Consider the following 17,210-nt stretch of genomic DNA (forward strand, 5'->3'; position numbering starts at 1 on the left):
TCCCACGATGGGCGCTGTTAGGCCGTAGCGATTGCTTGCAGGTCGCTCGAAAGGACCAGTAGCGATTGCGAACCAGCAGCGATTGCTTGCGGCGATTGCGCTCCGTGCTCGAACAGCAGGTTACTCGAGTCGGGATCTCGGTGACCGCCGACCACCCGGCCGCGTGTCCGGCACCGAGATCTGGACGCGCGCACCGATAATGCCAATGGGCTATCGGCCAGGTATCGTCATGGCCGTTCGACGGCAGGAGGCGAATCCGCTCCTGGCCACTGCTGACCTTCCGGCGCTCCAGCGTCGACGCGCAGTTCCCGGTTTATCCCAAGTGACGCCAGGAAAGTGAGCGATATGCAGATTCCGTCCACCAAAAATGGGGCTTACCCCAGCGTTGTCGTCACCAGTCTCGCGGCGACCACTTCGATTGCCGGCGATGTGGATTCCACCTGGAAGGGCCTGCTCAACGGGGAGAGCGGCATCGACGTCCTCGAGGACGCCTTCATCGACGATTTCGGTCTGCCTGTCCGTATCGGCGGCCACCTGAAGGTGGCGCCGAGTGCGGGTCTGACCAGGGCCGAGACGCGGGAGATGTCCTATGTGGAGCAAATGGCCGTCTGCCTGTGCCGAGAAGTCTGGCGCAATGCGGGCAGCCCGGAGGTGGACCAGGACCGCCTCGGCGTCGTGATCGGCACCGGCCTCGGCGGTGCCGAGGCCATCGTCGACGCCCGCGACAAGTTGGAAAACGGTGGCTACCGCAAGGTTTCGCCACTCACCGTGCAGGCGATCATGCCCAACGGGGCTGCCGCCTGCGTCGGCTTGGAGCTCGGCGCCCGCGCCGGTGTCGTGACGCCGGTGTCGGCCTGTTCGTCCGGGTCTGAGGCGATCGCCAACGCGTGGCGGATGATCGTGATGGGCGATGCCGACATGGTTGTCGCCGGCGGCGTCGAGGGCTCCATTCAGGCGCTGCCGATCGCGGCATTCACCATGATGCGCGCGATGAGCACGCGCAACGACGACCCGAAGTGCGCGTCGCGGCCGTTCGACGTCGATCGCGACGGCTTCGTCTTCGGCGAGGCAGGCGCGATGATGATCGTCGAGACCGAGGAGCACGCCAAAGCGCGCGGCGCGACGATCCACGCGCGGCTGATGGGTGCGGGGATCACCTCCGACGGTTTCCATCTGGTCGCTCCCGATCCCGAGGGGTCCGGCGCGGCCCGCGCGATGACCAGGGCGCTGCACAGCGCCGGATTGACCAAACACGATGTCGGCCACATCAATGCCCACGCGACCGCGACACCGATCGGTGACACCGCTGAGGCGCGTGCGATCGGCAAGGCGATCGGCAATCATGCGTCGGTGTACGCGCCGAAGTCGGCACTCGGACATTCCATCGGCGCCGTCGGCGCGCTCGAGTCGGTGATCACCGTGCTTTCGGTGCGTGACGGCATCGTTCCGCCGACGCTGAACCTGGAGAATCAGGACCCGGAAGTCGACCTCGACATCGTCAAGGGGCAGCCGAGGTCCGGGCGCATCGAGTACGCCGTCAACAACTCGTTCGGCTTCGGCGGGCACAACGTCGCACTCACTTTCGGCCGGTACTGAGTACCCCGGGGCCACCGGACCTGCTAATCTTCCCGGCGCTCCGGTGTCTGTCTGTGTTCAGTGTCATGGCTTAGTGCGTGCGTTGGAAAAGGATAAGGCGATGATCGGCGAAACCTTCGACGACTATGTGGACGAGCAGGGCAATATCAAGATCTTGGGTGACAAGACCCTGATCGACTTCGTCGACAAGCACAGCGCGGAGAACGGTGACGGGCTCGCGTACCGCTATATCGACTACTCACGCGAACGCGATGGTGAGTATCTGGAACTGACCTGGCGCGAGTTCGGTGTCCGGCTGCGGGCGGTCGCGGCTCGACTCCAGCAGGTGTCCCAGCCGGGTGATCGGGTGGCGATCCTTGCCCCGCAGGGCCTCGACTACGTCGTGTCGATCTTCGCGGCTGTCTATGCGGGCAATATCGCGGTGCCGCTGTTCGATCCCGAAGAGCAGGGCCACACCGATCGCCTACGCGCGGTGCTCGGTGACTGCGCGCCCGCGGCGATTCTCACGGTCGGATCCGCCGCGGCGGGGGTACGAAACTTCTTCCGGCATCTGCCCGCGGTGCAGCGCCCGCGCATCATCGCCGTCGATGCGATCCCCGACAGCGTCGGCGCGACATGGGTGCGGCCGCAGATCAATATCGACAGCGTGGCCTATCTGCAGTACACCTCGGGGTCGACGCGGACGCCTGCGGGCGTGGAGATCACCCATCGCTCGGTCGGTACGAACCTGCTGCAGATGATCGATGCCATCGGCGTCACCGAGAACTCCCGAGGTGTCACCTGGTTGCCGCTGTTCCACGACATGGGTCTGCTGTGCGTGATTCTGCCGACCATCGGCGGCGGCTTCATCACGATCATGTCGCCGAGCGCGTTCGTGCGTCGGCCCTACCGCTGGATCAAGGAGTTGGCCGCCGCCTCCGACGGTGCGGGAACCTTCGCCGCCGCACCGAATTTCGCGTTCGAGCATGCCGCGGCCCGAGGCAAGCCCAAGCCGGGCGAGGCGCTGGATCTGTCCAATGTCATCGGCTTGATCAACGGCAGTGAGCCGGTATCGGTGTCGTCGATGAAGAAGTTCAACGAGGCATTCGCGCCCTACGGTCTGCCGAAAACCACCATCAAGCCGTGCTACGGCATGGCGGAGGCAACGCTGTTCGTCTCAGCGACCAAGTACGAAGACGAGGCCAAGGTCGTCTATGTGGATCGCGGCGAGCTCAACAGCGGACGCATGGTCGAGGTCGAGCCGGGCACCGATAACGCGATCGCCCAGGTTTCGTGCGGTTACGTCGCGTTGTCGCAATGGGCGGTGATCGTCGATCCGGAGACCGGCATCGAGCGCGCCGACGGTGAGGTCGGCGAGATCTGGCTGCACGGCGACAATATGGGTATCGGTTACTGGGGGCGCCCGGAGGAATCCGTCGCGACTTTCCAGAACAAGCTCAACAAGCGGCAGCCCGACGGCAGCCATGCACAGGGCACCGCGTCCGACGCGAAGTGGATGCGCACAGGGGATTTCGGCGCCTACTTCGACGGCGAACTGTTCATCACCGGCCGGGTCAAGGATCTGGTGATCGTCGACGGCCGCAACCACTACCCGCAGGATCTCGAGTTCTCGGCCCAGGAATCCAGCACCGCGCTGCGCCCGGGATTCGTCGCGGCGTTCTCGGTGCCTGCGAATGAGTTGCCCGCGTTGGTGTTCGAGCTGGGCAGCCACTCCGGGCTGAACTACGACGCCGACGACACCTCCGAGCAGCTGGTGATAGTCGCCGAGCGTGGGTCCGGCGCAGGCAAGCTGGACCCCCAGCCGGTCGCCGACATCGTGCGCGCGGCTATCGCGCTGCGGCACGGCGTCACCGTCCGCGACGTACTGTTGGTGCCCGCGGGTTCGATCCCGCGCACCTCCAGCGGCAAAATCGCCCGCCGCGCCTGCCGGGCCGCCTATCTCGAGGGCACCCTGCGCGGCGGATATCAGCAGCAGGCCTTTCCGGACGCGCCGGACGATCAGCAGGAGCCTACGGCCGTGTGAGAAACCGTCGCTACAGTCGTGTTTCGTCGGTGTAGTCGAATTCGCTGACCTCGGCGCCCAGGATCTGGGCGCCGAGGTCGCCTTCGGTACCGGCGCCGCGGAATCGGTCGAGCGCGGAACGGGTGGACCAGCGCTCATAGACGTTGACCCGATCCGGTTCGACCAGATCGGCGCCGAGGCTGAAATCCAGGCAGCCCTCGGTCGCGCGGGCGAGCTCGACGACCTCGCGGCAGCTGTCGAGATACTTCTCCCTGTCGGTGACGCGCAGGTAGCCGGCGACGATGATCACCCGGGGAGTCTATGCCCGGCTGGTCTGGCGCGTGGTTGCTTGACCTCGAGATAACTCGAGGTTGTTGGCTGTGGACATGACTGCGGTGCCGACCTGCCCGAGCGCGATTTCCCTCGCAGATACCGGTGTGCCGGTCGCGGACCAGCCGGAAAATCGGTTGGCCGGAGCGCGCGTCGATGCGACGCTGGATTGTCGGACCCCGATGCGAACATCATTGGGAGGTCCGTTCGCGACACCGCCGATCCACGGACCACGAGGGGGAGCTTTGTCTGTCATGCTCGAACGGCCGTCGGCCGAACCGGAGGCCGATAGACCAGAGCGGCTCGCTGCCGCCGTGCCTGGACGCTTGCATTCACTGCGTCGGTTTCTGCCCTACCTCCGGCCGTATCGTGCGGCGCTGATCGGGGCGACGACGCTTGCCATACTCGCCACCCTGACCGCGATCGTCATACCGCTGCTGATCGCGCGGATCATCGACGGTCCGATCGCCCATCGCGATTTCTCCGGCGCGATCCTGCCGGTGCTCGCGGTGCTCACGCTCGGCCTGCTGGAGGCACTCGGCGTGTGGGGACGCCGATGGCTGGTTTCCACACCCGCGACGCATTTCGAAATCACGATGCGCGCCACGATCTTCCGCAAGCTGCAGTCGTTGGCGATCGGACGCCACGACGCCTGGGAATCGGGACAGCTGCTTTCCCGCGCGATCGATGATCTGGCCACGCTGCGCCGGTTCGTCGCGTTCGCGGGCCCGTTCCTGGTGCTGCACTTCGTCATCATCCCGGTCGGCCTGCTCGTGCTGTGCGTGCTGAGCTGGCAGATCGGATTGATCTTCGGGATCATCTCGGTCCCACTGGTGTACATCTGCACGCGCTTCGTGCGGCGCTATGAGGTGGCGTCGCGGCGCTCGCAGGACCAGTCCGGCGATCTGGCGACTACGGCCGAGGAGTCGGCGCAGGGCATCCGGGTGTTGAAAGCACTCGGCCGCGGCGTGTTCTTCGGCGGGCGCTTCACCACGCAGTCGCGCCAACTGCAGCAGACCGAAATGCTCAAGGTCAGGTTGGACGCGACACTGTGGTCGGCCATGATGAGCCTGCCGCAGTTGGCGATCGCGTTCGCGCTCGGCTACGGCGGTTACGCCGTCGCGCACGGCACGATGACGCTGGGCACCTTGGTCGCGGCCATCACACTGTCGACGTTCCTGCAGTGGCCGATCATTTGGACCGGATTCCTGCTTGCCGAGCTCAACGATTCGCGCACCGCCGCGGACCGGTACTGGGAGATCATCGACACCCCGGTCGACATCACCGATCCGGTCGACCCGGTGCAGCTGCCCGCGCGTATCGCGGGCGAGCTGACCTTGGACCGTGTGCGGTTCGCCTTCCCCGACGCGAAAGGGGACGTGCTGCACGATGTCTCGTTGAAGGTGCGTCCTGGTGAAACGGTGGCGCTCGTCGGCGCGACGGGTAGCGGAAAAACCGCGCTGCTCAACCTGATTCCTCGGCTCTACGACGTCTCCGACGGTGTCATCACCATCGACGGCATCGATATCTCCGCGATGCGGGTGTCGGATCTGCGGTCGCTGGTCTCGGTGGCATTCGAGGATCCGGTGCTGTTCTCGGCGAGCGTGCGGGAGAACGTCGCGCTCGGTGACCCCGATGCCACCGATGTGGAGGTGCGCCGCGCGCTCGATATCGCCCAGGCCGCGGAGTTCGTGGATGACCTGCCGTGGGGGCTCGACACCAGGATCGGCGAGCAGGGGCTCAGCCTCTCCGGCGGCCAGCGTCAGCGACTGGCGCTGGCGCGTGCGGTGCTCGGCCCTGTCAGCGACAACGTCCAGACCACCCGAAATGGTCGGCAAGGCGTGGGTGATCGGACCCGGATCATGGTGCTCGACGACCCGTTGTCGGCGCTCGACGTGGAAACCGAAGAGCGCGTGCAGCAACGGCTGCGCACCGTGTTGGCGGGAGCAACCACGCTGCTCGTCGCGCACCGGCCGTCCACGGCGGCGCTGGCCGACCGGGTCGTGGTGCTCGCCGACGGCCGGATCGTTGCCGAAGGCTCCCACGATCAATTACTGAAGACCAACAGCCGTTATCGCGAGCTGATGGGAGGTGAATCATGACAACGGAAGCAGCGGCGACCACACAGGCGGACACCGAATCGGTCACCCGGGATTCGGTCGCCGATTGGCGCGGCATCGCCAGCGAGGACAAAGCGGTCACCCAGACCGGAAATCTGGTGCTGGCCGGTCGATCCCGGCGACTGCTGCTCGACCTGGTTCGGCCGTATCGCAAGACCGCGGTGCTCGCCATGGTGCTGATCGTGGTGGACAACGCCGCGATGGTTTCGGCGCCGCTGTTCATCGCACACGGCCTGGACACCGGCATTGCCGAAGGAGCCCGCGGCAACTGGACCCCGTTGGCGCTCACCGTCGCCGGTTACCTCGGCACGGTCGGCCTCGGCGTGCTCACCACGTTCTTCTTCCTGCGGGTTTCCGGCACTCTGAGTCAGAGCGTGCTGTTCGACCTGCGGGTGCGCTTGTTCGAGCATATGCAGCGGCTCAGTGTCGCCTTCCACGAGAAGTACACCTCGGGCAAGGTCGTCGCCCGGTTGACCGGCGACATCGAAACACTCCAGGAGCTGCTGGAGAGCGCGCTGAACCAGGCACTGAGCGCGATACTTTCGGTGCTCACCATCGCGGTCCTGCTGGTCTACCTCGATCAGACACTCGCCGCGATCGTGCTCGTCGGTTTCGTCCCACTGGTGCTCGTCACCCGCTGGGCGCAGCGCAGGCAGCGCGCGGGCTATCGACGTACGCGCGGGGCCATCGCGAAGGTCGTCGTGCAGTTCGTCGAGTCGATGGGCGGCATCCGCGCGGTGCAGACCTTCCGGCGTGAACAGCGCAACGAATCGGTACTGGCATTGGAGGATGCGGAGTATCGGCAGGCCACCACCGCCGCCATGCGCGGCATGGGCGACTACGCCGGACTCACCAGGCTGCTCGGCAACCTGACCACTGTGATCGTCATCGTGGTCGGTGCGTGGCAGGTGATCGAGGGGGACCTCGCGGTCGGTGTCCTCGCCGCGTACCTGCTGTACCTCAATGAGTTCTATGGTCCGCTTGACGAACTGGCCCAGGTCTTCAACTCCTATCAGTCCGCGGCGGCGGCGCTGGAGAAGATCTCCGGTGTGCTCGAGGAGGAGCCGTCGGTACCGGAACCGACCGAGCCGACATCGCTCGGCAAGGCCGTGGGCGCGGTCCGGATGGATCGCGTGTGGTTCGGATACAACTCCAGGGCCCACCAGCCCGAGGAGGCCGGCGCGACGCAGCAGGTCGACGGCGATGTGAATGCGCTGCCCGACGATGCCGAGCCACGGCCGGCGGTCCGGGCGGGGGCATCCGTGCTTGATGGTGCAGCAAAGACGGTGCAGCCCAACGCCATAACGCTCGACGAGGAGTCGAAGCCGGAGGGCAGGACGCCCACCGTGCTGCCGGAGTTCACGCTGGACATCCCGGCGGGCCAGGTGATCGCCCTGGTCGGCGCGACCGGCGCGGGCAAGTCGACGCTGGCCAAGTTGCTGACGCGTTTCTACGATCCGTCCGGTGGCACGGTGACCCTGGACGGCATCGACCTGCGCGAGCTGACCGATGTCGACCTGCGGCGCAATGTCGTGATGGTGACCCAGGAGTCGTACTTGTTCTCCGGATCTGTGGCCGACAACATCCGGCTCGGCAGACCCGATGCCACCGACGAGGAGGTATTCGCGGCGGCCCGCGCGATCGGACTGTACGACTTCGTGCAGGCGTTGCCCGAGGGCTTCGACACCGACGTGCGCAAGCGCGGCGGCAGGCTCTCGGCGGGCCAGCGACAGTTGGTGTCGTTCGCGAGGGTGTTCCTCGCGGATCCCGCGGTGATCGTGCTGGACGAGGCCACGTCGAGCCTGGACATTCCGAGCGAGCGGCTGGTCCAGCAGGCACTGGAAACGGTGCTGCGCGACCGCACCGCGGTGATCATCGCGCATCGGCTCTCCACCGTCGCCATCGCCGACCGGGTGCTGGTGCTGGAATCCGGCAGGATCGTCGAGGACGGCACCCCCGACGCCCTGATCGGGGGCGCCGGACGGTTCGCTGGTCTGCATGCGGCCTGGCGCGAGTCGCTGGTGTGATGCGGGGCGGGGGGCTGCGTCCCTTACGGTAGATACGTGACGAACCCAGCCTCTGGCTCTGACAGCCAACCGGCATCGCGGTGGCCGGCGATTCTCACCTGGCGTGCGCACAACGCAGTACGGATGGAGTCGGTGCGCGTGACGCTCAACGGCAACCGTATCCGCGCCGCGGGCCGGATGATCGGTGGCGCCTGCGCGGACCATCCCTCGTTCAGTGCCTCCTACGATCTGGTCACCGATGAGAACGGCGTCACCAAGCGATTGTCGCTGCGCAGCACCACCGCGGCGGGGGAGCGGCACGCATCCATCGCTCGCGATGAAGAGAACTACTGGCTGGTGGATGCGGGTGGCAGCCACGTGCGCTCCACCTTCGCGGGCGCGCTCGACGTGGATGTGGTGTTGAGTCCGTTCTTCAACACCCTGCCGATCCGCCGCTTCGGCCTGCAGCACGCGGTCGGCGATGTCCAGGTGCCGGTCGTCTACGTCCGCCTCCCCGACCTGCTCGTTCAGGAAGCCAGCCTCACCTACAGCAGCGGCACGGACGGGATCAGCGTCCTGTCTCCGGTGTCCAGTGCCACCGTCACCACCGACGCCGATGGCTTCCTGCTGGACTACCCCGGCCTGGCCGAGAGAATTTGACGGCAGTCCCATCTGTTGTGCGGCATGACCCGAAGCACGGTCGAGAGTCGATTGCGCATCGAGCGAGGGCCCGGGTAGGTCGAGCCGCAACCAGCATGACGATCGGCCGGGCGACTCGGATTATCAGTCCAGGCTGGTGATGACGCCGCCACGCCGACCGGCTTCTCGTAACTGCCCCAGCCAGTCGTGGTCGCCGGGACGGACATCGGTGATCTCCCAGCGTTGCGCCGTTTCATAACGCCGCCGCGCCGCGAACCCCGCGTCGACGAGACCCGCGAGCGATCCCGTCTCGCGCAGGCTGTCGCGGGCGGCGGCAAGCACTGTGAGCGTGTCGTCCAACGTAGTCAGCAGCGCTGCGGAATTCGGCTCGCAGATCGCGCGCACCAGGTCCGGTGCTGTCCCCGCCACTCTGGTGCCATCGCGGAACGAGCCCGCGGCGAGCCCGAGTGCCAGCTCCCCGCCGCCGTCACCCGCGATCGCGAGTGCCTCGGCCAGCACATGCGGCAGGTGCGAAATCCTGGCGACGGCGCTGTCGTGCTCTTCCGCGACAACCGGCACAACCACCGAACCGCAGGCCAGCGCAAGCCGCACCACGCGCATCCACGGTTCCAGGTGGGTGCCCTCGTCGACGCCGACCGCCCACGCTGCGCCTCGGAACAGGCCAGGATCGGTGGCGGCCCAGCCGGATTTGGAGGTGCCTGCCATCGGATGGCCGCCCACATAGCGCGCGGCCAGTCCGTGCTTGTGCACTGCGGTCGCCACCGGGACCTTCACGCTCACCACATCGGTGAGCGTGCACCTCGGCGCGAAGGCGGCAACCTCCGTGAGGATGTGGTCGACCGCGGGCATCGGCACCGCGACGACGACCGTCGCGTCGGTGTCCGCGGCCCGCGTCAACACGCCGAGCAGATCACCGGTGACATCGAATCCCTCGGCGCGTGCGGCCTGCGCACCCGGCTCCGACCGGTTGTATCCCCAGGCGTCGAAGCCCGCGCCGACGGCCGCGCGGAGCAAGGAACCACCGATCAAGCCCGTCCCGAGGACGCACACGGGTGCTTTCTGGTCTCGAGTCACCGGAACAGATTCGCATACGACTTCAACATTTCGGCTCGAGCCGACTACCGTTGCGGCCATGGCAGCACAGCGCTCGGGCACGAACAGGGCGGCGTCGGATGATTACGACGACGTAGAAGGGTTCGCAGTGGCCGTTGTCCGCGAAGAAGGACAATGGCGGTGTAGTCCGCTGAGTTCGGCTGCACTCACCGATCTGTCGGCGGCGGAGAACGAGCTCAAGGCATTGCGCAGTTCAGGCGCGGTGTTCGGACTGCTCGACATCGATGACGAGTTCTTCATCGTGCTCCGGCCCGCACCCAGCGGCACCCGCATGCTGGTCTCGGATGCGACGGCCGCGATCGACTACGACATCGCCGCCGATGTGCTCGAGGCTCTCAATGTCGAAATCCCGGACATCGACCCCGACGAACTCGACGACGTCGAGCCATGGGAGGAAGGTGACCTCGGCGTTCTCGCCGATCTCGGCCTGCCCGAACCCGTGCTCAGCGTGATCCTCGCCGAAACGGACCTGTACCCGGATGAACAGCTCAACATGATCGCCCAGCGGCTCGGCTTCTCCAACGAGCTGTCGGCGGTGCTGGACAAGCTGCCGCGCTGACGGTTGCCGGCCGACGTGGGCTTGCTGAGAGACGGTCTCTCCGACTCCGACATGGTGCGTGCCGCGATCGCCGCCGCAGGCGACGCGGGTGTCCGGGATGTGCCGGTCGGCGCCGTCGTGTTCGATTCGGCAGGCCGCGAGCTCGCTCGCGCGGCCAATGCGCGCGAAGCCCTCGGCGACCCGACCGCGCACGCGGAAATCCTCGCCCTGCGCCGCGCCGCCGAGGTGCACGGCGATGGGTGGCGGCTCGAGGGCGTCACCCTCGCGGTCACTCTGGAACCGTGCACCATGTGCGCGGGCGCGCTGGTGCTCGCCCGCGTGGGCCGCGTCGTGTTCGGCGCGTGGGAGCCGAAGACCGGCGCCGTCGGCTCGCTCTGGGATGTGGTGCGCGACCGCCGCCTCAATCACCGCCCCGAGGTCCGCGGCGGTGTGCTCGAGCAGGAATGCGTGGCACTGCTCGACGCCTTCTTCCGAACTCAGCGTTGAGCTATCGCATCCGCTGGATATCGATCAGCAGCGTCGACCCACACAGGGGTCGACGGCCCGCATCCTCCGCCTCTACTGGCGATTTAGCGATACGTCCCCGTTCCGGTATGGTTGTCGGCGGTGGCGTGTCCGAGCGGCCTAAGGAGCACGCCTCGAAAGCGTGTGAGGGGTAACCCCCCTCCGAGGGTTCAAATCCCTCCGCCACCGCTTATGCCCCTCACCTGTTTGGCAGGTGAGGGGCTTTTTCTTCGCCGAAGAATTCGCGCGACGGCTCCGTGCCCACATTTTGCCCACACTCCGCTGGCGCGTACGCCTTATCCATCGCGTTCGCGAGCTTGTCGAGATCGTCGTCGAACAAGTCCGCGTAGGTGTTCAGAGTCTCCTTGGCGTCCTTGTGTCCGAGCAGTCGGGCGAGCGCCAGAACGTTCGCGCCCGCCGACACGGCCAGGGACGCGCAGGTGTGGCGGAGGTCGTGCGGCGTGATCGGCTGCACCTTGGCCCGCTTCACAGCGCCGGTAAACCAACCGTCGACAGTCTTCGGCCGGGGTAGGTACTTGGACGGGTCGTCGGGATGCGGGAACACCAACGCGTCGGGCGCACGTCCTGCCACATGGCCGGCCAACTGAGTGAGGATGAACCGCGGAACCGGTACGCTCCGAATCTCCTTACCCTTAGTGGGACCTTCGACGTGGTCGACGCCCAGCTGTACGGCGTTGTCCGCCACCGTGATTCGCCGACGGACAAAGTCGATATCGCGTACTCGGAGCGCGATCAGCTCGCCCCACCGTGGGCCGCAGTAGGCAAGGCACGTCACCACGGGCTGTGCGGACTCACGGTCGTCATGAAGCCAGACCTTCTCAACATCCTCTATCCGCGGATGACAGAGCATCCCAACTTCGCGGCCAACTCGTCGCCACCCGTGTGCTCATCACTTCGCCGCTGCACTGGACAGCGGAATGGCTGGGGCTTCTCGTCGAAGGAGACCAACGGGGCACCGTTCATCGTGAGCGGAATCGACAACCGGTCCGTTCCCGAAGCCCGCGCGGCTGGTGTTCGCATCGAAGCGATGCAGCTGCCCCGCGCGCTCGGGTACCTGGCCAACCGAATCAGCGCGCGCTACGGGCTGCCGGTCAGCGTTGGCGACGATTACACGGCGCTTGCGGTCAGCCCAGAATAGGCAATGACCGGACCCGCCTGCCGCACGTTCGGGAAGGCGGGCGCAGCTGTCTACGTGGCGTTCCCGAATCGCAAAGCGCTGCCGCCCTTGAAGGTTGGCCGTGATCGGACTCACGCGCTGGATTGCCCGCTGGCGTGCGAAAACGGCCCTCCCCACACCGTGGCAAGGGTGGCGTAGCGGTAAGGTCCCCGAATTGGAGCGTTCTCCGGCGCGGAGGGTCACCCGGGATGCTGTGGGGCTAACAGCGAACGGGTGCGCTTCAGGGCAGCCTGGGCTTCAGCAGTCAGGCCGCGCATATCGGCCTTCATAGTCGCGCGAATCGTCCTTTGGATCTGGTGTGGGAGTCGGTGATGCTCGGCGGACTCGATGGCGTCGGCGAACGCGTTGGCGGCATCGGCCGGTTGGTTGATGGCCACGAACACTTCGCCCGTAGTGACCCGCTCGATGATCCGCCACTGTGGGGCGGACGGGGTTCCGACGGAGACGCTCACCAGCTGCCCAGCCTCCGCTACGCGGCCGATTCCGAGCAGTCCGCGGAGTTCGATCTCTCGGAGGGTAAATGGCTGAAATAGCAAGCCGCTGCCTGCATTTCGGTCCAGGAGTCGCCGATACTCCAGTAGGGCGGCATCGAACTTGTCCGCGTGGCCGAGTTCGCCGGTAGCACGGCATAGAAACGCCAGACTGCCACCCAAATCTGCTGGCTGAGTGGACAACGCGAGCGACTGCTCCAGACGTGCAACGGCCGCGCCGACATGTCCCGCCTTGCGCAGCTCGTTACCGTGCATCCTCAGTGCGTGGGCATAGAAGGTTTGGTCTTCGAGCCGGGCTGCCACGGTAACGGCGAGCCCCGTCCAGCGCGCCGCCAACGAGAGCCGTTCCTCTGGCAAGACCGTTCCAAGAGACACCCCCAAGGCCACCCGCGCCTGCGCCAGGAGCACCAGGCTGTCCCGTTCTAACCGTCCCTCGGCCGCGCGCCTCCAATCGCGCTACCAGCGGCCACAATTCGTTAACGGCTTCAACCGCGTGACCCGCCTGGCGCGCTAGTTCGGCAAGGCGGACCGTGGAGTCTCCGAACTGGAGCATTGCTCGGTACTCGGCATCGTCAACACCGGTAACGCCAAGGACGTGGGCGGGAAGCCCAAGTCTGGCGGCAATGTGTCGGCGCGAGCCGACATCGGTGATCGCGCGCCGCCCGGTCTCCAACATCGAGACATAGGAATTGTCGTAGCCGAGCAGTTCGGCCAGCGCGATCTGGCTCATCCGTTGATCCGCCGGTATGCGCGCAGGATGGTTGGCAGGTCGCGAGTTGCGATGGCGGTAGCGGCCTCGGGGGTCGCCCACAGCCATATCGCGGATGTGATCGGTGCGGAATGAACTTGGACCTGATAGGTGCTGTTGTTGGCGGCGCAGGTGGGGCACACTGGCTCGCTCGCGTAGCGGCCGACGATGACGCCGCACGCCTGACACCTGCTGCCGCCCATGGCTTCTCCTTAGACGCTCTCCGCTGGCCGGAGCTGCGCGAACCAAGTCATGATTGACCGCTTGTAGCCGTCGGGCATCTTCAGACCCGCTATCTGGTCTTCGCTGAACAGCCCGACCTCTTTGTGTTCATGCGACAGCACCGGGTCGGCGTCGGTATCCGGGTAACAGCCGTAGGTCACGATGAACACGTGCCGTTCGGCTGCGTTGATGTAGTAGATCCACGAGTCGAGAATCGGCCCGGTGGTAACCGGCCACTGCGTCTCCTCAGTGATCTCCCGGGCTACGCACTCTTCGGGCGTCTCGGTGGGTTCGATTCTGCCGCCGGGCAATTCCCACTCGTCGCGTTCGTTCTTCAGCAGGAGCACCTGTCCGTCGCGGACTACCACGCCCTTTACTGAGATCGAGTACATGTGCGGCACGTATTCGGAGGCAGTCATGTCCGCGACGCTAGCACCGCTGGTCACACCAGGCGGCTGGTCGCCGATTGACAGTCTGTCAGTGGACGCGGCTTACGGTGGCCGCGCACGGTTGGGGGCATGTTCGTGGACTTACAGCAGGAATGGGCAGCAGGGGTGGCCACACAGCTGGCTACGGATGGGTTGGCGTGGGTGGATGGAATCCGGACCCGGGCACAACTTGTCACCCTGGGGGCGTCGCTCGGTCACGTTGTCCCGCATAGGGATAGCGGACCGGATGGCGTGACGACGTTGATGCATCGCGGCGGTTTCGCCGGACGCGCCGGTTTCGAGGGCTTCGGCCAGGGCGCGCTGCCGCCGCACACAGACCGGTCCGGGATACCCGAACCTCCTGCGCTGCTGCTGGTGGCGTGCGGGCGCAGGGGCAGGTCCGGCGGCGAGTGCATCGCCATAGACGGGTACGCCGTCTATGGCGAGTTGATGCTCACCAATCCGGCAGCAGCACAGGCACTCTCGCGTCCGCGCAGCGTGCTGTTCGGTGGTGCCGCCGGATGTCTCAGCTCCGTATTCGAGCACACTCCGGACGGTCGGATTCGGGTCCGGTACCGCCGCGATGAACTGGCTCAGTTTTCGCCCGACCTGGCACGGTGGCTGCCAGCGCTGAGCGATGCCATCGAGCGCCACACGACCAAGTTCGCCTTGGAGCCGGGACACGGATATGTGCTGCATAACCACCGCTGGCTGCACGGTCGGACGGCGTTTACCGGCGAGCGGGTCATGTACCGACTCAGCGTGAACCCGTATCTGGGATTCTGCATTCCGTCCGGCTTCGCCCCGCCGAGCGTCTTTGAGGTGCAGTCGTGAACGTCGACTACGCGACGGTGCGTGTCAAGGTCCGATTCGAGAATGGCTCGGACGACCCGAATCACTACGCCTACTACGACCACTGCGGTTTCCACCCAGGCGCACTCACAAATGGGCAAGCGCACAGGCTGTTACAGATCCACCTGCATAACGAGTCGGTGCGGTGCCGGCAGCGTGAAGCGGCGTTGTGCACTTTGGTGGCTGCCGGGCTACTGCATCGGGCGGCACGCACCGGGTTGTCGGCATGAACGGCGTGTTCCGCCGAATGCTGCCGGGCCGGGCGCGACTCGACGCCGACCACTTCGCGGAGGTGCAGTCGATTCTTCGGGACGCGAGTCGGGCGGACCCAGAGACATGGAGCCGGGTGGCGGCGGAGCTCCGTGCACAGACAGCCGACGGGCCGCCGCGCCTGCAAGCCGAAATTGACGGAGTGATCGCGCACTACTGGGAAACCCACCCCGACAAGAAGCGGAGGGGAGGTGAGAACGTCGTGTACGAAACAACAGGACCGGTTGACAGACCGGGGCCGGAGGATGACGACGACGCGGCCGAACAGAGCTGATCGCCGTCAGCTCGGATACGCGAGGAGGTCCCGCCCGGTTGTCCCGCCCGGTTGCCCCGGCGGGACCTCCTTCTGTGCCCACATTTTGCCCACAATTGCCCATAAACCGGTGTGATTCCCAGTGAACGACAATAATGTGTTTTAGCTGGTAGAACCGTTTTCGCGGCTCTCGCCAGGGGGTTCAGAAGGGTTCAAATCCCACCGCCACCGCCACCGCCACCGCCACCGCCACCGCCAATGCCAATGCCTCTCACCTGCCCACGCAGGTGGGGGCATTTCTCCTTCACTGATTTCCTGAGTCCTGTTCACGGCGTACGTCAGGTCTCGTGCTGCGAGCTGTGGACGGCGCCGGTATCGCCCGGCGGGGTCTGCGGCTGGGCGAGCATTTCGTATTCCCGGTCGAAGACCTCGCGGCGCTCGTAGGCCGTGGTCACATCCGGATCGCTGGGTCCGGCACCGGTTTCGCGCATATGCTTCGCGAGCGAGTCGTCGAGCCAGCGTCGTTGATCGGCGATCCGTTCCCGCGCCGCGGCCCGCTCTTCCGACGTCCCGTCCCGGGCGATGGTTTCGTTGTTGTGCACTTTCCACGCAACGCCGTTGTCGTCGAGCGCTCGGCGCAGCTCGGGTGCCGGGTCGCTGGGCAGCAGAACATGGTCGATATCGTCCAGTGTCACTTTGCCGTGGACCTGTGCCTCCGCGTATGTCGCCTTGGTGAACGCGGCCGTATCGTACTGACGGTCGACCGCTTGAAGCGGGTCAGCCCACAAGTGGCCAGGCTCAGCGGACTCAGACGGTTTCGGAGAAGCGTGGTAGGACTCGGGCTGGGGATTCAAGATGTGAGAGGGAAAGGCCGATTCCCGATCATTCAAGCTGTCGCCGATGGTGAAAGTGGTCCGCTGCAGCACTTCGGGTTTGAGGACTACTTGAACCTCTCCGTACGCGCTGAGACGGTCGCTGTGGCCGATCCCGATTTTCCAAGACATATCCTTCAGCCTTTCGTACCAGCCGATGCCCTGGGGTCCGGTCGCCGCGACGTATTCCCCGTTCAGCATCACGTATCCATAGATCGGACGTTGGTCGTCGGGCAGCGTTCTGCGGTCGTAGCCGAACCAGATGCGCTCTAGCCAAACCCGGCGTTCCACCAACGGCTCGCCGGCGGACTTTCCGGTTTCGAACATCGACTTGAAGCGTCCGTCGCGAAGAACAGCCTCCAATGCCTCCGGTTTCATCCGTATCGCAACGGGTTTACCGTCCAAGATCCTTTTCAGTTCTGCGGTGACCTCGCGTCGGAACTGCGTCGGATCTTTGCGACGTTCCGCCGCGACATCGTCGAGTTTGCGGTTGATAGTTGTCAAGACTCTGAGCGCCTCCACATCGTTGGTGGAGAGTGCGGAGGCGTTACGCCAATACCTCCCCCCGTATATCGTGGCGGCATCTTTGGCGTGGCGCGCAGATTTCATGCGGTCGAACAGCTCGAGGGCCCGATCGATGGGGGCGGGGAACGGCACAAGTTCGTCGGCGGGCGGCAGTCCACGGGTCCACATGATGGTTCGCCCCTGCGTGTCCACCGTTCGCATCATTCCGACCGAGTGCCTGATGTTGTTGGTCACCACCTCGGCGTGGCGATGTTTGTAGCCGTAGGCCTCCTGCTTGAAGATCGAGATGAGTTCGCCGGACATCTCCTGGCAGATCTGCGCCAGCCGCTGGGAGATTATCGCGAATCCCCCGCCGGATTCCGTGCGCACACTGGTCTTCCTTTCTCGGAGCCGATGATGTGCTCCCGGCCTGATGGAGGCGTATTCAGCGAGTCGGTAGAAATGCGGGCCGATGGCCGTTG

Annotated in this window: 18 protein-coding genes, 1 tRNA gene and 1 pseudogene; 12 read left to right on the plus strand and 8 right to left on the minus strand. The window is 65.7% G+C overall.

Annotation, left to right across the window (positions count from 1 at the left end; translation table 11 throughout):
• Positions 1–345: 345 nt before the first annotated feature.
• The gene (locus AB0M74_RS28845) at positions 346–1,596 is read left to right on the plus strand and encodes a KasA/KasB family beta-ketoacyl-ACP synthase (RefSeq protein ID WP_366529437.1); all 1,251 of its coding nucleotides are present in this window, start codon (positions 346–348) and stop codon (positions 1,594–1,596) included.
• 103 nt (positions 1,597–1,699) lie between these two features.
• Positions 1,700–3,619: a long-chain-fatty-acid--AMP ligase FadD32 gene (gene fadD32 / locus AB0M74_RS28850; protein ID WP_366529469.1), complete on the plus strand. Its 1,920-nt coding sequence runs from the start codon at positions 1,700–1,702 to the stop codon at positions 3,617–3,619.
• A gap of 10 nt (positions 3,620–3,629) precedes the next feature.
• Here the strand turns inward: fadD32 and AB0M74_RS28855 are convergent, their stop codons facing one another.
• On the minus strand, positions 3,630–3,908 hold the full coding sequence (locus AB0M74_RS28855) for an antibiotic biosynthesis monooxygenase family protein (RefSeq protein ID WP_366529438.1): 279 nt from the start codon (positions 3,906–3,908) through the stop codon (positions 3,630–3,632).
• A gap of 274 nt (positions 3,909–4,182) precedes the next feature.
• Between AB0M74_RS28855 and AB0M74_RS28860 the strand changes: the two genes are divergently transcribed.
• From AB0M74_RS28860 to AB0M74_RS28870, 3 genes are read left to right on the plus strand one after another with little or no spacing between them, the layout of a single operon-like run.
• A complete protein-coding gene (locus tag AB0M74_RS28860) occupies positions 4,183–6,030 on the plus strand; it encodes an ABC transporter ATP-binding protein (RefSeq protein ID WP_366529439.1) in 1,848 nt (615 codons plus the stop codon).
• Positions 6,027–8,075, plus strand: coding sequence for an ABC transporter ATP-binding protein (locus AB0M74_RS28865; RefSeq protein ID WP_366529440.1), 2,049 nt, complete (start codon positions 6,027–6,029; stop codon positions 8,073–8,075). The genes AB0M74_RS28860 and AB0M74_RS28865 overlap by 4 nt, the downstream gene beginning before the upstream one ends.
• Before the next feature lie 36 nt (positions 8,076–8,111).
• On the plus strand, positions 8,112–8,714 hold the full coding sequence (locus tag AB0M74_RS28870) for a putative glycolipid-binding domain-containing protein (protein WP_366529441.1): 603 nt from the start codon (positions 8,112–8,114) through the stop codon (positions 8,712–8,714).
• Between the two features lie 123 nt (positions 8,715–8,837).
• Here AB0M74_RS28870 and AB0M74_RS28875 read toward each other — a convergent pair whose 3' ends face one another.
• Positions 8,838–9,788: a prephenate dehydrogenase gene (locus AB0M74_RS28875; protein ID WP_366529442.1), complete on the minus strand. Its 951-nt coding sequence runs from the start codon at positions 9,786–9,788 to the stop codon at positions 8,838–8,840.
• Positions 9,789–9,846: 58 nt separating this feature from the next.
• On the opposite strand from AB0M74_RS28875, the gene AB0M74_RS28880 reads away from it, so the two are divergent.
• The 3 genes from AB0M74_RS28880 to AB0M74_RS28890 all read left to right on the plus strand — a co-directional run bounded on the left by AB0M74_RS28880 (position 9,847) and on the right by AB0M74_RS28890 (position 11,079).
• Positions 9,847–10,386 (plus strand): tRNA adenosine deaminase-associated protein, encoded by a 540-nt coding sequence (locus tag AB0M74_RS28880; RefSeq protein WP_366529443.1) that lies wholly within the window; start codon positions 9,847–9,849, stop codon positions 10,384–10,386.
• Between the two features lie 51 nt (positions 10,387–10,437).
• Positions 10,438–10,872: a nucleoside deaminase gene (locus AB0M74_RS28885; protein ID WP_366529470.1), complete on the plus strand. Its 435-nt coding sequence runs from the start codon at positions 10,438–10,440 to the stop codon at positions 10,870–10,872.
• 119 nt (positions 10,873–10,991) lie between these two features.
• A tRNA-Ser gene (locus tag AB0M74_RS28890) sits at positions 10,992–11,079 on the plus strand.
• Between the two features lie 10 nt (positions 11,080–11,089).
• On the opposite strand, the gene AB0M74_RS28895 is transcribed toward AB0M74_RS28890, so the two are convergent.
• Positions 11,090–11,647 (minus strand): site-specific integrase, encoded by a 558-nt coding sequence (locus AB0M74_RS28895; protein WP_366529471.1) that lies wholly within the window; start codon positions 11,645–11,647, stop codon positions 11,090–11,092.
• Here AB0M74_RS28895 and AB0M74_RS28900 point away from each other — a divergent pair.
• Positions 11,561–12,049, plus strand: coding sequence for a hypothetical protein (locus AB0M74_RS28900; RefSeq protein WP_366529473.1), 489 nt, complete (start codon positions 11,561–11,563; stop codon positions 12,047–12,049). The two genes, AB0M74_RS28895 and AB0M74_RS28900, sit on opposite strands and share 87 nt — an antisense overlap.
• 218 nt (positions 12,050–12,267) lie before the next feature.
• On the opposite strand, the gene AB0M74_RS28905 is transcribed toward AB0M74_RS28900, so the two are convergent.
• From AB0M74_RS28905 to AB0M74_RS28920, 4 genes and pseudogenes are all read right to left on the minus strand, one after another.
• On the minus strand, positions 12,268–12,987 hold the full coding sequence (locus AB0M74_RS28905; RefSeq protein WP_366529474.1) for a hypothetical protein: 720 nt from the start codon (positions 12,985–12,987) through the stop codon (positions 12,268–12,270).
• Between the two features lie 277 nt (positions 12,988–13,264).
• Positions 13,265–13,309: pseudogene (locus AB0M74_RS28910) on the minus strand (hypothetical protein); the annotation flags it as partial.
• Positions 13,306–13,530 carry a hypothetical protein gene (locus AB0M74_RS28915; RefSeq protein ID WP_366529444.1) on the minus strand — a complete coding sequence of 75 codons (225 nt, stop codon included), beginning with the start codon at positions 13,528–13,530 and terminating at the stop codon, positions 13,306–13,308. The pseudogene AB0M74_RS28910 and the gene AB0M74_RS28915, both read right to left, overlap by 4 nt.
• A 9-nt stretch (positions 13,531–13,539) precedes the next feature.
• Complete coding sequence (locus AB0M74_RS28920) at positions 13,540–13,968, minus strand: NUDIX hydrolase (RefSeq protein WP_366529445.1); 429 nt, start codon at positions 13,966–13,968, stop codon at positions 13,540–13,542.
• 99 nt (positions 13,969–14,067) lie between these two features.
• Between AB0M74_RS28920 and AB0M74_RS28925 the strand changes: the two genes are divergently transcribed.
• From AB0M74_RS28925 to AB0M74_RS28935, 3 genes are read left to right on the plus strand one after another with little or no spacing between them, the layout of a single operon-like run.
• On the plus strand, positions 14,068–14,811 hold the full coding sequence (locus tag AB0M74_RS28925; protein WP_366529446.1) for a TauD/TfdA family dioxygenase: 744 nt from the start codon (positions 14,068–14,070) through the stop codon (positions 14,809–14,811).
• A complete protein-coding gene (locus AB0M74_RS28930; RefSeq protein WP_366529447.1) occupies positions 14,808–15,059 on the plus strand; it encodes a hypothetical protein in 252 nt (83 codons plus the stop codon). Before AB0M74_RS28925 ends, AB0M74_RS28930 begins: the two co-directional genes overlap by 4 nt.
• Positions 15,056–15,373 carry a hypothetical protein gene (locus AB0M74_RS28935; RefSeq protein WP_366529448.1) on the plus strand — a complete coding sequence of 106 codons (318 nt, stop codon included), beginning with the start codon at positions 15,056–15,058 and terminating at the stop codon, positions 15,371–15,373. Before AB0M74_RS28930 ends, AB0M74_RS28935 begins: the two co-directional genes overlap by 4 nt.
• A 317-nt stretch (positions 15,374–15,690) precedes the next feature.
• Here the strand turns inward: AB0M74_RS28935 and AB0M74_RS28940 are convergent, their stop codons facing one another.
• Positions 15,691–17,118 (minus strand): hypothetical protein, encoded by a 1,428-nt coding sequence (locus AB0M74_RS28940; protein WP_366529449.1) that lies wholly within the window; start codon positions 17,116–17,118, stop codon positions 15,691–15,693.
• Between the last annotated feature and the right edge of the window lie 92 nt (positions 17,119–17,210).

It is taken from the genome of Nocardia sp. NPDC051463 (assembly GCF_040681975.1).
In the GTDB taxonomy this organism is placed as follows: domain Bacteria; phylum Actinomycetota; class Actinomycetes; order Mycobacteriales; family Mycobacteriaceae; genus Nocardia.

Coding starts and splice junctions, on each gene's coding strand:
- AB0M74_RS28845 (WP_366529437.1), top strand. CDS start 346: ATGCAGATTCCGTCCACCAAAAATGGGGCTTACCCCAGCGTTGTCGTC.
- AB0M74_RS28860 (WP_366529439.1), top strand. CDS start 4,183: ATGCTCGAACGGCCGTCGGCCGAACCGGAGGCCGATAGACCAGAGCGG.
- AB0M74_RS28865 (WP_366529440.1), top strand. CDS start 6,027: ATGACAACGGAAGCAGCGGCGACCACACAGGCGGACACCGAATCGGTC.
- AB0M74_RS28880 (WP_366529443.1), top strand. CDS start 9,847: ATGGCAGCACAGCGCTCGGGCACGAACAGGGCGGCGTCGGATGATTAC.
- AB0M74_RS28885 (WP_366529470.1), top strand. CDS start 10,438: ATGGTGCGTGCCGCGATCGCCGCCGCAGGCGACGCGGGTGTCCGGGAT.
- AB0M74_RS28915 (WP_366529444.1), bottom strand. CDS start 13,530: ATGGGCGGCAGCAGGTGTCAGGCGTGCGGCGTCATCGTCGGCCGCTAC.
- AB0M74_RS28920 (WP_366529445.1), bottom strand. CDS start 13,968: ATGACTGCCTCCGAATACGTGCCGCACATGTACTCGATCTCAGTAAAG.
- AB0M74_RS28925 (WP_366529446.1), top strand. CDS start 14,068: ATGTTCGTGGACTTACAGCAGGAATGGGCAGCAGGGGTGGCCACACAG.
- AB0M74_RS28935 (WP_366529448.1), top strand. CDS start 15,056: ATGAACGGCGTGTTCCGCCGAATGCTGCCGGGCCGGGCGCGACTCGAC.